Below are 14218 nucleotides of genomic sequence, written 5' to 3'. Positions count from 1 at the left end.
ATGGAATTGCCACTGTGACAATGCAGGGACTGAGGACGCAAGGGCTCGAGTATATGGGTTTCAATCCTTGTTTTAATGGAATTGCCACTGTGACAATGCAGGGACTGAGGACGCAAGGGCTCGAGTATATGGGTTTCAATCCTTGTTTTAATGGAATTGCCACTGTGACAGCAAAAGAGAAAGGTATATGTCCCTATGATAACTGTTTCAATCCTTGTTTTAATGGAATTGCCACTGTGACAATATGGGCTTACTATAAATTAGTAATTGAAAAAGGTGTTTCAATCCTTGTTTTAATGGAATTGCCACTGTGACGATATAAGCGAACTGATGAAATCAGGAACGGAGCAAGTAGGTTTCAATCCTTGTTTTAATGGAATTGCCACTGTGACTGACAAAAATTGTCATAGAAAATGCTTTGATATACTTGTTTCAATCCTTGTTTTAATGGAATTGCCACTGTGACACCAATGATAAAAGGGATTAAAGATGCAGAATATACGTTTCAATCCTTGTTTTAATGGAATTGCCACTGTGACGACGCACAGGATTAGATTGAAGTAAGGTGTTTGAGATGGTGTTTCAATCCTTGTTTTAATGGAATTGCCACTGTGACGAAACAATGGTTAGATCTTAGAGATTTGGTAGTTGCGTTTCAATCCTTGTTTTAATGGAATTGCCACTGTGACAACAATACTAAAAGCATTGTTTGAATCATGCGACAGATCAAAGTTTCAATCCTTGTTTTAATGGAATTGCCACTGTGACATTCAAATAATAACCATTACCAGTTTCTAAATTAGTTTGTTTCAATCCTTGTTTTAATGGAATTGCCACTGTGACACCAAACTAAATTATTACTTGGCAATAAGTACAAAATAAGACTTAATGATAAAATAAAGCTCTAGTTAACCTTATCACAAAATTTATTCAATCTGACAATATATAGTTTGTTTTGAACCCTATATAAAAGTTACCATTTGTATTTTAAAAATATAATTCGGGGTTAGTTGAATAAGTAAAAAGTAACTCTTTTAACGTTTAAAAAGTAACTAATAACCAATAATTAAACGATAGAAAATGAACCTAGCACTTGGGAACTGATATGGGGTATATACTACCCACAATAAGCTCTAAATTTTTCAACCCTAAAAAAAGGAGCTCAAAATGAGCTTAATAATTTTGGATTTTGAAATGCGTTATTACAAAGGTCACGTAAAAATCATACTAAGTATTACTATTATTACCTAAAATATATTACAAATTGGTGGAGTATAATATTAACATATTTATTTTAAAATTTAAAAATATAATAATATGATACAAATGATTCGGGATATTTTATTTTATATTTTATTTTTTATTATCAAAATCTAATATTATATGATATAAATTGTTAGCTAGCTCATCTAGTAAATTTTCATCTACGTTTTCCAAGGTATCTGCATAAGTATGTGTCGTAAATATGCCTTTTTCAAATAAATCACTCGAAGTAGCTACAATACATGGCGTACCTTGGAATGCAAACATTGCATGGTCTCCAGCATACCATTCCGTACCAAGTACCACATTATATTTATTGATAATTTTATTTACATCATCCTCTGAAATATTATAAAAGGACAAAGCATTATTTGAACTTTTATATCCTGCCGAATCAATGTTTATAACTAATTTTATATTGATATTCTGCTTTTTTAAATATTCTAAGTATTTTAATTGTCCAGTTACTCCGTAATATTCTTCCCCATTAAACGGCACTATTTCCACGTTTGAAGTAGTTTGTACATTATCTAATTTTTTAGCAACCTCCAATATTGTATATATACCACTTGCATTGTCCAAAGCCCCCAATGTTCCATATTTGCTATCCATATGCGCACATATTAATATAGTATCCTTAGACGTTCCTTTCTTCTTAAAAATTAGTTGCTCGGATTTTGCTTCTTGAATTTTCGAATTAATACTTATTTCAACGTCTTTATTCACAATTGTTTTTATAAAATTAGATTTATTGGAGACATATGCGGAAGGAATTAAAAAATTACCATCTTCAAAGAATGGGTACGGGTCTAAACCTGAAAGTGCAGATTTTCCCGTTAATGCCAATATACAAGCAGGTTTAGCTTTTTCAATTAGATCGTATAATTTAGCATGTTCTTCGGGAAAATAAAACGGAAAATTTTTAGGCATTAATGGATTTTCCGTTATTTCGCCGTCCAAAATGAGAATATTATTTTCTATTTCCGGATTTTTCAAATCTGATATTTTTGAACAACATATGACTTTCCCTTCTCCTTTGTAACCTTTAGAAAAAGGACTAGCATAAATAGTGTAAATATTATCCTCAAGCTTAATATATGAATTTCCATTGTCCCAGGTAAGGCATTTAAAATTTAATGACTCCATAGTATATTTAGAGGATTTTAATTCATTCTTTATTAATTCTAAAATTTTATTATTTCCCTCAGTACCAATAGGTCTTTCAATTGCAATTTCTGTTAAATAAGACATACCTATCCCCCAATTTAGTATATTAAAATATGTTAATCCATATATAATTCTATTACTCATCAGATATTATTTTTTGGTATTTTTAATATTTTTAATATTTTTAATAAATTTACGTTGTATTATAATATGAGATACATTAATATTGTTTTCTTAAATATAATATTTAGAATTCTATTTAACATATATGTTGTAAACATAAACAATTAAATTTATATCTAATTAACTCTAAAATATATAACTATTTAGTATTCGAATAGTAATTTATACTGATATAGTAACAACATAATAGACAATATAATAATTTAGTGATAAAATGAATCAGCCCAATTTAAAAAAAATATTCTCTGTATTGCTGGTATTTTTGACGATTACTTCGGTAATGCCTTTGGAAATTGCCAATAATTCCGTTAATGAAACTTCAAAAGATTTAGTTAATGGAACCATTAACGACACTATTACTCAATCCATCAATAATACTACAATAAATGAGAGTATTGAAAATATTATAAATATTACTAGTATTATGAATAATACGAATATTTCAAATTTAAACAATACTTCTCTAGGAAGTAATGGTTTAAATGAATTAAATAACACCATAATTATTAATAATATGGATAATTCAAATAATTCAATAAATAATACCTTAAATGGCAATAATGATACAGATATTGGTAAAGATAGTACTAATACAACCATTATCAATAGTACTACCCTTATCAATAATGCAAATATTACGAATAATGCAAATATTACGAATAATGCAAATATTACGAATAATGCAAATATTACGAATAATACTACAATTTGTTTAGATAGCGCAAATATAACAATTGTAAATGATTCGTTGAATAATACAAACGTTTCGATTATTGTAAATAATACAGTTCTAAATTCATCTGGGGTCAGTAATAACTCCATTAATACTACAGATAATGTCATTAAAGAAATTACTAAACTTCCCGATGATATAACTTATGAACCTAGGGAACCAACAGGTAATTTTACGCTTCATAGTGATTTTTTAACTGATTTGCCAAGGACAAGAGTCCCAATAATGATGGCTAGAAGTTTTTCAATGGCCACCCAAAGTTTTAGAGCTTTAAGTAGTGGAGCCCCTGGTAAAAATACTTCAATAACTGGCCCTATGGTGATAGATACGCCTGGTTATTACTATTTAACTAATAATATAACACATAATGGAGAATATTGTATATTAGTTACTTGTGATAATGTAATCCTAGATGGTAAAGGTTATTGTTTATATGGATTATATGGTGGAAAATGGGGAATATATGTTCATAACAACGAAAGAGCCCTTAAAAATATTACCATAAAAAACTTTGATGTAAAAGATTTTGAAAGTAAAGGTATTTTATTAAACAACGTATATGACAGTATAATACATAATAATACTGTATATTCGGGCGATGACGATGGTATATACCTATGGAAATCAAATAATACTAAAGTATCTTCTAATACGGGATATTCCAATCGGGATACGAGTGTTTGTGTATCACACTCCAAAAATAATATAGTAACTAATAATAACATATATAAAACTAGTTGGGGTATTAGTATTGACGACTCCGAAAATAACACCATATCTAACAATATAGTACATGATTCAGAACGTGGAGATTGTGGTATTTGTATAGGTCGTTCTGATAAGAATTATATTATTAATAACACCCTATTTGATAATTATCATGCTTTTAAGTTAGGATCTTGCAAGGATAACCACATTATTAATAATACATTATACGATAATTATTACGCCATTTACACACTGAGTGGAGTATTTGGTAATAATATATCTAAAAATAATTTTTTAAAGAATAATACCCGTGGTATAGATATGGGTTTCTGTTCTCATAATACGATACAGGATAATTACTTCGAAAGTGGGGGTATATACATATATGGAGGTTATGATTACCATTGGGACACTCATAATGTAAGTGGGAATACAATAAATGGAAAACCAATTTATTATTTCGTACATAATAGTTCTAAAAAAGTTCCCGAAGATGCGGGACAAGTAATAATTGCTTACTGTTCAGATATGACTTTAGAAAACCTAAAGTTATCTAATGCGTATATGGGCGTATATTGTCATTATTCTCCGAATACGGTATTTAAAAATTTAGATATTTCAAAAAATACCGGATATGGTATCTATTTAAAACGTTCCAATAATATCAATATTACAAATTCAAATGTTATAGATAATAAACACGGTATCTATATGGCTTATTCTGAAAACTCCATTATAAAAGAAAATACATTAAGTGGAAATAAAGAATATGGTATAAACGTTTACAGTATTCAAAATTTTTCTATCGTAAATAATAATATTTTAAAAAGTGATAGGGGTATTTCGGCTGGAAATTACCATCCAAACAATATGATAATATCTAACATATCTAAAAATAAGATATCTGATTGTAATAAAGGTATTAGCATAAGTAAATTTAACAATAATCCCATAACTAAAAACATTATTTCAAATTGTAAAATTGGTATAGAATTAGATGATTCATGTAATGATACATTACTGGATAATTCTTTGACAGGTAATGTCACAGGTATTGAAATTTCGGGAGATATTAAAAGTTGGATTAGTCATACAATTAAGAATAATACAATAAATGGAAAACCAATTTATTATTATAAAAATAATAATTCTAAAAAAATTATTCCTAAAGATGCAAGACAAGTAATAATTGCAAATTGCTCAAATATGATTATTGAAAATTTGGATTTATCGAACACTTGTACGGGATTGGCAGTTGGTCACTCTTCAAACAACGTTATTCAAAATATAGACTGTAGAAATTGCTATATGAAAGGATTAAAAATAGAAAATTTAACAAACAGTACAATTAAGGGCGTCTCTTCATCAAATACTATAGAAAATGGAGTATACATAACAGGTTCAAATAATACTATTCAGGATATCTCTTCATCCGGAGGTAACATCGGAGTATATATGGATACTTCTAACAGTACAATTAAGGGCGTCTCTTCATCAAATACTATAGAAAATGGAGTATACATAACAGGTTCAAATAACATCATTGAAAATATGGTTGCATCGGATAGTATTGAAACAGGTCTATTATTGAGTGGCTCAAATAATGCTATTAGCCATATAACTGCAGATGACGGCGGTAAAACCGGAGTAAAAATAGATGGTTCAAATAACATCATTGAAAATATATCCTCGTCAAACAACGATTATTATGGTATAGACTTAAGGTCTTTAGATCAAAGTATTGTAAAAGACATATATTGTTTCAATAACTCATATGGAGTGAATATGCAAGCTTCTGATTATAATATTGTAAAAGATGGATATATGGTGAATAATTGCGAGGGTATCTCAATACGATACAGTCAGTACAATATCGTTCAAAATATGACAATATCTAAAAATAGTGCAAACTTTATGGTATTGCGCAGTTCACATAATAAATTACTAAATAACAAGTTAATAGGTAAAAACCTGAACGATGTGTCCGATGATTGTACAATTTATGTAGATGGTATAAACAATACCTTAATCAATAATTCATTCATTGGCTCATGTACGGGTATTGAATGCTGTAGATATCTTAAAAGTTGGATTAGTCATACAATTAAGAATAATACAATAAATGGAAAACCAATTTACTATTATAAAAATAATGATAGTGTGAAAGTTCCTGAAGATGCGGGGCAGGTAATAATTGTAAATTGCTCAAATATGATTGTTGAAAATTTGGATTTATCAAATGTTCATACTGGAGTAATAGTTGGTTACTCATCAAATAATAGCATTCAAAATTTAAATTTGAAAGATGATTATAATGGTATTTATATAACATATTCAAATAATACGTTAATCAATAATTCTTTGATTGAATATAATTCAAAAGGAATTCACTTAGAAAATTCATTAAATGCTACATTACTAGATAATTCATTGATTGGTAAGTATATGGACTTTGTAATTTCTGGATATATTAAACACTGGAATAGTCACACCATGGAAGGCAATACCATGTGTGGAAAGCCAATTTACTATTATAAAAATAAGAATAAAGGTACAATTTCTAAAATTGATGGACCTTTAATATTAGCAAATTGCTCAAATATGACGATAGAAGATATAAATATCGAAGACGTAAATTTAGGAATGATATTGGCATATTCTTCAAACAATACTATTCAAAATTGTACTCTTGTAAACACTTACGATGCACTATATTTAATAAATTCACAAAATAATATACTAAGAAATAATAATATAAGCGAAAATATTAGGGGAATGCATATATACTCAAATTCTACACATAATTTAATATATGCAAATTTATTTAATAATAAGAATAATATCTATATGCATGCATACAATGGCGATGTATCCAATTATTGGAATACCTCTAAAGAAAATGGAGGAGGAAATTATTGGATTACATCTAGAGGACATGGTTTTTCTGAGACACATCCTGATAACAATGGCGATGGTTTCTGTGACGAACCATATGGCATTGATAAAGGTAATGTTGACTATTTACCATTATACGTTACTCCGAGGGTTCCAATAGATGAAAATAATCCAAAAATAAGAGTAAACTCTCCAAAACCGGGCAATATAAAAACTAACAATTTATTAATAGACGTTATTGCGACAGACGACGATGGAATAAAACAAGTAATTGCAAATATAAATAATGAAAATATCGTTTTAAAACGAAAAGGTAGCCACTATACTGCAAATAAGGTATTAGAGGATGGAAAATACAAGTTAACAATATATGCAGAGGATTTAATGGGAAATAAAAACTCAAAATCGGTAAATATTGTAATAAATACTAAAAACACTCCATCTGGGGGAAACTCAAACTCAAGCACTAAAAGCTCTTATCGAGGAAACTCAAACAATGCACACCATAGAAGTAGAGATTTATCACCTACAATTAAATTAAGTGTTATTAGAAATGTAGTTTCTAGAGCCAAAATAGTTTATGGAAGTAGCATTGATAAGGGATTATCAAATAATTTAAAAGCAGGAGTATCTTCAAAGGATTACGAGGTAGACAGTGATACTATTATAGTGGGTGGTCCTGTAGCTAATGGAATAGCTAACCAATATAATAATAGATTTAACATTCCTGTAACTAATGATAATCCTGGAGAAAATAGGGGAATTATACAAGTTATAAGTATTCCTTCAGGCTCTTCAACTGTAATACAGAATTATAAGTTAATCTATATAGCTGGTTCCGATAGATTGGGAACTGAAGCTGCTTTAAAATACTTTGAAACTCTTACAGAGTTACCTACTGAACCTATTGTTGTAGAGTGGACTAGTTCTGGTTATAAGGTAGTTAACTAACCTTTTGATGAAACTTTTTTCAAAAGTTTCCTTTGAAACTCTTACAGAACTTCCTGAAGAACCTATTGTTGTAGAGTGGATTGATGGAGGATTTAGGGTGGTTAAATAACCTTTTGATGAAACTTTTTTCAAAAGTTTCGTTTAGAGTAGTTGAATAATATATTACTTACTTTTTTTACTTTTTTTGACAATATATTTCACAAATTATTATGTAAAATATCCTGTTATACATAACTCAATTTAAATAAATAATTATTTATGTTATAGTATTATTAATTAATTCGTATTCTAATATTAAGGTAGTGAAAGAATTTTTACACTATTTAGTAAACATATTTCTGAATACGCAAATTAATGTAATACAACGTGATAAAATGAAACAATTGAACAATAAAAAAACAATATTTTTAGTATTGATATCTTTGTTATCGTTAATAGTTTCAGGTGTATCGGCATACACTGCTATTAATGAGCCTACGGTAATCAATACTCCAGGAATTTATTATTTAAATAATTCCATACTTTGTAGTAATGAAACTTGTATAAACATTACATGTAGTAATGTAACGTTATATGGAAATACCAATATACTTACTGGATACAATAGTTCTACAGGTATTTTAGTACGTAATCCCGATTATACTATAACCAATGTTACGATAAAAGAAATGAATATATGTAATTTTACAGATGAAGGTATTCTTTTAGACAATGTTGAACATAGTACTTTAAAAGACAATGAGATTAAAAATATTGATAATATAGGCGTCTGGCTATTAGATTCCCATAATAACACACTATTTAGAAATAATATATCAAACAACCACAAAGGTATATATGTAGAATATTCACATAATAATTCGATATACAATAATTTATTTAATAATACGGATAATATCTATTTCTATTACGGTGAACAGAATTATCTCAATACTTCAAAAGAAAACGGTGGAGGAAACTACTGGTTTACTCCAAACGGAACAGGATTTTCTGAAAATTATGCAGATAAAAATAATGACGGTTTTTGTGATGAAGTATATAATATTTCATTAGATAACATAGATTATTTACCAATCTGTGCAATGGATTCAACTCAATCAGTGAATGAATCAAATATTGAAATAATAATTAATAATCCATACGATAGACAAATATTCAATAATGATAGTGTCAATGAAATTTTTATAAATGCTACGGTAATAAGTTCAAATAATATTACTTCAGTAGTTGCAGAATTAAACGGTGTAAACAACACTATGAGTAAGAATTATTATTATTCTAATATTGATGTATACTATCTACTCAAAAATTTAACAGGCGGAGATTACACTTTAAAAGTTTATGCAACAGATAGCTTAGGTAGTAAAGCTGTTTCCAACATTAAATACTTTAAAGTTAATTCTACATTAGAAGAATTTGATAAAGAACTATTATGGAAAAAAACTTTTGGAAATTCAGAATATAATTTTTACCCTAAAAGTGTGGATTCAGATGATAGTGGAATATATGTAGTAGGGAGAAATGGAAAAAATATCTCTTTACTAAGATACGATACTGAAGGAAATTTAATTTGGAATAGAACTAAAATTAATAATAATTATCCTTTAAACAGTGTATTGGATAATAATTATATATATACAACATCGCAGATTTGGTACCCTAATCCAAAATTCGAAATTATTACATATGATAAAAATGGTAAATTCTTATGGAATAAAACATTTAATGGATATTGCAATAATATTACTATATTAGACAATTATATTTTTACAATATCTAACGTTGGAAATTCAAATGATAAGGCACTAGTAAAAATTGATAAGAACGGAAATTCACTTTGGAATAAAACAATATATGGTATTAATAATACGTATATAAAATCCGTTGATTCGGATAACAAAAATGTATATTTTTCAGCAATTAGTTATGGCTATAACGGTACCCACAATATTCATTATACACAAATTTTCAAGTACGATATAGAAGGAAATCAAATTTGGAATAAAACTATTGATTATATAAACGCTGCTTATGAATCGTCAAGTATTTTAAATAATTATGGGTTATATATATTTGATCACGAATATATAAATTCAGAATATACGTTAATATGCTATAAATTTGATAAGAACGGAAATTCACTTTGGAATAAAACCTATAAGGATAATTCATGGAATTTTAAAGTAGATTCCGATGATAATTATATATATATTTTAACAAACGATAAATTACTAAAAATTGATAACGATGGTAATTTAATTTGGTATGAACCATTAGCTGATTTAGAATATGATACAGCTATTTCAGTTGATTCTAAGAGTAATATTTATATTATGAATTCAGAATGGAATAGTAATCCATCATATTCCTATATGAATTTAGTAAAATATGGAACGAATAATACTATAAATACTGAATTGATAATAAATAAACCAATTGAAAATGAAATTTTAAATACTGATTCATTAAATGCTTCAATAAATTTGAAAAACCTTTCCGAAGGTACGCATAACTTAACAATAAAGGATACCGATAGATTCGGACGTATCGTATCTAAAAATGTTATTTACATTGTAGATACAACCGCTCCAGAAATAATAATTAACAGCCCAATGGCTGGAAAACTAAACAATTCTAATATTTTAATAAATGTTACGTCAACCGATGCAAATAACGTAAAAACGGTAATTGCTGAAGTAAATGGAACTAATATAACTTTGACAAAATCAGGCGATTATTACATAGGAAATACCACCTTGGAAGATGGAACTTATACTTTAAAAGTATATTCCGAAGATGAGATTGGTAATTCTGATTTAAAAACAGTAACATTCACTGTGGACACAACAATACCTTTAATTGTAGGTATGTCTTTGTTATCCCCTCAAGATAATTCAACTATAAGCAATAAAACGTTAGAATTTGTATTCAACGTGACTGGTTCTGAAGAAAATTACAACTGTACATTATATTTAAATAACAATGCCGTAGCAACAAATATTTCAGTATTAGATGGAGTTCTAACTTCATTCGTGATTGAAAATTTAACCGATGGCGAATATAATTGGTACATATCTGCAACAGCTGAAAATATTTACAATGTATCTGAAAATTGGATTTTTAAAATAGATACAGTTGCTCCAAACATTACAATAATTAAACCAACTTCAGAAGTATTGAATAACTCAATTGTTGAGATAGTTGTAAATGCAACAGATAGTACGACTGGAGTAAGAGAAGTAATTGCAGAAATAGATGGAATTAATATTACATTGGATAAAATCGGAGATTATTACATAGGAAATACTACCTTAGCAGATGGGGACTACACATTAAAAGTCTATGCATACGATAATGTGGGAAACTATGATTTAAAAACTGTATACTTAGGTATAGACACAACATTACCAACAGAAATAATAATAATTAATCCAAAAGCAAACTCAACTGTGGGAAGCAACTTGGAAGGAAATATTTACTTAACAAACCTTGCAGAAGGCTCACACAACATCACAATAACTGATACGGACAGTTCAGGAAACTATATAACCAAAAAAGTTAGCTATACGGTTAATGCAACTATTTAAATAATAATTTATTCTTTTTTTCTTTTTTTAATAATTTATTATAATATAAATTATATCTAAAATGCAAGATATCAACCATATTTTTAAAATCATATAAATTTAATTTAAAACAATCTAAAAAAAGTAAAAAAGTAAAAAAGTAAATAATGAAATTTATTCTATAACCCTAGTCTTTTAGAATTGTATATTAATAACAAGGTATCAAAACTTGTACTTACCCCATAAGCACCCAATATAAATAGAATATCTTTTAGAATAGCACTTTGCACGAATCAAAGCCCTTATCATAACGATATGAATATTCCATAATAAATTACCCTCAAAGTCATATTTTAATATCATTATGTTTTGATTTGTAAATGACGTTTTTCCATTTCTCATATGATATATTCCGTCACTTCCAACTATGATTTTTTGGGCTTTGTCATCTTAGCCTTTATAGTCATACACATAATCCATATTGGCGTACCATTCTTATCACACTTAATTAGTTATCTATATTGGAGCATATATAAAATGTTAGATATCTAATAATATAATAACATGTTTATATAATTAATATATTTGAAAATTAACTTTTTTGGACGGTAATTAATTCTAATTACACGTTTCTCAAAAATAGTAAAATATGATTATATTGGGAAAGTAATTAGTTTGGGAACCTAAACTATTTAATTATGTCCTAATTATACTAAATAAATAGAAAAATATTTATTTTATGTAGTTTATAAAATTTATTACACTGAGAGGTGTGTTTGTCATATTTAATATTATCGAGTAATATACAACAAAATATAGCATATGTATTGAAAAAATTACTCTAATATATGACGATTTTTCAATTAATAGAGGTGTAATATTGAATATAAAATACCAATTAGTTGGTATTTTAATGTTATTGTCAATTTTAGGTATAGTCAATGCTACCATTGATCTTCAAAATCCTATAGATGGTCAATACATTAATAATACTAACGTAACAATAGAGGTAACCACGAACCTCACGGTTCAAAACGCTACCTTAATACTAGATGGGGGGAGTCCTCAAAATTTAGCGTATAAAGAGGCTCTAAGTGCCTATACGTTAAATTTAACGGATTTAAGTCAAGGTCTCCATACACTTAACGTCACAATAAATGGTACAACAGTAAATGAAACTGCGAATTTTACATTTATTGTAGATACGGTATATCCCGTAGTTACCAATAGTACGCCAGCTATGAATACTACGATGCCAAAAAATTTTAGAATAATTGCGAATATTACAGAAAATAATAATAACACTGTTCAAGCAATTATCACTCCTAACGGAGGTAGTGCTCAAGCACCAATAACGTTAACATCTATTGGTGGAAATACATATGAAAGCCCTACTATTACGCAGAATACGGGGAATTATACATATACACTAAATGTAACCGATTTAGCAAATAACACAGTTATGACCGCTCCAATTAACTTTTCAGTTGATGGGGATGCACCGGTAGTTACAAATTCCTTACCTGGTACAGATTATTTGATAAATGAAGGTTATACAATAAATGCAACAGTTACTGATAATAAAGGAGTTGCTTCAGTTGTAGCAACTGTTTTAAATACAAGTACTGGAACATCCAACGAATATACTTTAAATCACATAAGTGGTGATTTTTACGAAACAGGTGTAATACCTGTAGTAGAAGATGCTGCTCTTACATACAACATAACTGCAACTGACATATATGGTAATGCAGTTACAACGACATCAACTAACTATTACATAGACATAACATCCCCAATAATTACAATTAACCTTCCAGCGCCTATTAGCCCTACAAACTACATACCGATTATTGGTTCAACTACTTTATACTTCAACTTTTCAGTTAATGAAATGATTAGTATGAGTGAAGCATTTGTTGACACAATAAATGTCACATTAAATTCAAGTGGACAATCGTTTAATGGTACAGTTATAGGACTTGCGGAAGATTTACACACACTAAATATAACCGTTGAAGATGAAGCAGGTAATATTGCTAATAAGTCACTCAACTTCGTAGTGGATACATCAGCACCGGTAATAAGCAATATATCACCAGCAAATGACTCAGTAATAGCTGAGAACATTAATATAAGCGCACTTGTTGTAGATTACAACGTAAGTAACGTTCAAGTAGCTTTATTCAACGAATCAGGTTTCATTAAGACAGTAAACATGACTGGTAATGAAACAAGTTACTATAACGCTGAATTACTTAATTTAGTGCCAGGAACTTACACCTTTGTAATAACTGCAATAGATACAGTGCAAAATAGTGCTACACTTAATGTATCAAACATTACAGTACCTGCTCCAGTAGTAGATACAACAGCACCTAAAATAAACGTTACAAACCCATTAAATGGTACAACAGTACCTGAGGGAGTTATATTTGTAGCAAACGTTACAGATGAAAGTAACATAGCTAGCGTTCAAGCAATTATCACTGGACCAGCTAACCACACTATAAACTTAACCTACAATGCAACTACTGAAATGTATGAAAATGATAGTCTTTCATTAGCAGATGGAGCTTACTCATTCGTAGTAAATGCTACAGACGATAATGGAAATGAAAACAGTTCTGAAGTTGTAAACTTTGTAGTAGACGGTACAGCACCGGTAATAAGCAATATATCACCAGCAAATGACTCAGTAATAGCTGAGAACATTAATATAAGCGCACTTGTTGTAGATTACAACGTAAGT

General features: G+C 28.6%; 5 protein-coding genes and 1 CRISPR repeat array. Of the genes, 3 read left to right on the top strand and 2 right to left on the bottom strand.

The window, feature by feature from the left end; all coding sequences use genetic code 11:
* Positions 1-57: 57 nt before the first annotated feature.
* A CRISPR array of direct repeats spans positions 58-843; the repeat unit is 37 nt; unit sequence GTTTCAATCCTTGTTTTAATGGAATTGCCACTGTGAC.
* Positions 844-1353: 510 nt separating this feature from the next.
* Entirely contained in the window at positions 1354-2514 is a 1161-nt protein-coding gene (locus J2127_RS08430) for a M28 family peptidase (RefSeq protein ID WP_209733125.1), read from the bottom strand.
* A gap of 313 nt (positions 2515-2827) precedes the next feature.
* Between J2127_RS08430 and J2127_RS08425 the strand changes: the two genes are divergently transcribed.
* Complete coding sequence (locus J2127_RS08425; RefSeq protein WP_209733124.1) at positions 2828-7900, top strand: NosD domain-containing protein; 5073 nt, start codon at positions 2828-2830, stop codon at positions 7898-7900.
* 374 nt (positions 7901-8274) lie between these two features.
* On the top strand, positions 8275-11487 hold the full coding sequence (locus J2127_RS08420; protein WP_209733123.1) for an Ig-like domain-containing protein: 3213 nt from the start codon (positions 8275-8277) through the stop codon (positions 11485-11487).
* A gap of 201 nt (positions 11488-11688) precedes the next feature.
* Here J2127_RS08420 and J2127_RS08415 read toward each other — a convergent pair whose 3' ends face one another.
* The gene (locus tag J2127_RS08415; protein WP_209733122.1) at positions 11689-11868 is read right to left on the bottom strand and encodes a hypothetical protein; all 180 of its coding nucleotides are present in this window, start codon (positions 11866-11868) and stop codon (positions 11689-11691) included.
* A 478-nt stretch (positions 11869-12346) separates the two neighbouring features.
* Between J2127_RS08415 and J2127_RS08410 the strand changes: the two genes are divergently transcribed.
* The coding region (locus J2127_RS08410) for a hypothetical protein (RefSeq protein WP_209733121.1) at positions 12347-14218 on the top strand (1872 nt) is incomplete at its 3' end.

This window comes from Methanococcus voltae, from assembly GCF_017875395.1.
In the GTDB taxonomy this organism is placed as follows: domain Archaea; phylum AGJL01; class Methanococci; order Methanococcales; family Methanococcaceae; genus Methanococcus; species Methanococcus voltae_C.
Note: the sequence above shows the minus strand (reverse complement) of the source record. Positions and strands in the feature narration are given on the sequence as shown.

Excerpts from the sequence above, each read along its gene's own strand:
- J2127_RS08430 (WP_209733125.1), bottom strand. The coding sequence starts at position 2,514 with ATGTCTTATTTAACAGAAATTGCAATTGAAAGACCTATTGGTACTGAG.
- J2127_RS08425 (WP_209733124.1), top strand. The coding sequence starts at position 2,828 with ATGAATCAGCCCAATTTAAAAAAAATATTCTCTGTATTGCTGGTATTT.
- J2127_RS08420 (WP_209733123.1), top strand. The coding sequence starts at position 8,275 with ATGAAACAATTGAACAATAAAAAAACAATATTTTTAGTATTGATATCT.
- J2127_RS08415 (WP_209733122.1), bottom strand. The coding sequence starts at position 11,868 with ATGAGAAATGGAAAAACGTCATTTACAAATCAAAACATAATGATATTA.